The 795-nt window shown below is 54.2% G+C and carries 1 protein-coding gene; it reads left to right on the top strand.

The features are described from left to right. Positions 1-18: 18 nt before the first annotated feature. A partial coding sequence (locus QEP12_RS16915; RefSeq protein WP_284214989.1) for a reverse transcriptase N-terminal domain-containing protein occupies positions 19-795 on the top strand: 777 nt, incomplete at its 3' end.

The following is a 795-nucleotide window of genomic DNA, read 5'->3' as shown; positions in this document are numbered from 1 at the left end:
AAACTCGAAGAGGAAAGCATGAGAAAGACCATTGACTCCAGTGGTTCTGCGTCCTCACGCGAGCCGCAAAACTGGCATGCCATTGATTGGCATCTGGTTGAGCGGTTCGTGCGAACGACGCAGCAACGTATAGCGAAGGCTACGCAGGAGAAGGACTGGCGCAGGGTGAAAGCTTTGCAAAGGTCTTTGAACCACTCGTTTTCTGCCAGAGCATTGGCGGTGAGACGAGTTACTGAAAACCAAGGTAAGCGAACGGCAGGTGTCGATCGTCAGCTTTGGGATTCACCTGCCCTGAAATGGGCGGCGATAGGTCGGTTAAAGCAGCAACGGGGGTATAAAGCCAAACCGCTTCGGCGGGTCTATATCCCCAAGTCAAACGGGAAAGATCGCCCTTTGGGCATTCCAACTATGTTTGACCGGGCAATGCAGGCACTTCACCTGCTGAGCCTAGAGCCTGTGGCTGAAACCACGAGCGATCCGAACAGCTACGGCTTCAGGAAACATCGCTCGACGGCAGATGCTATGGGGCAGATATTCGTCTGTACGTCCAAGAAAGCTTCGGCTGAATGGGTGTTGGAGGCGGATATCGAAGGCTGTTTTGACCATATCAACCATGAGTGGCTGGTGCGTCATGTTCCGATGAACAAGACAATCTTGCGCAAGTGGCTGAAAGCCGGGGTGATCCACAAGGGTCGCCTATCGCCAACTGAAGAAGGGACGCCGCAAGGCGGCATCATCTCGCCAACCTTGGCGAATATTTGTTTGAACGGGCTGGAGTCAGACCTGCTCGCGCAC

The sequence above is a fragment of the Comamonas jiangduensis genome (assembly GCF_030162955.1).
GTDB lineage: Bacteria > Pseudomonadota > Gammaproteobacteria > Burkholderiales > Burkholderiaceae_C > Comamonas > Comamonas jiangduensis.
The sequence above is the reverse complement of the archived record's forward strand: the minus strand, read 5'-3'. Positions and strand labels throughout refer to the sequence as shown.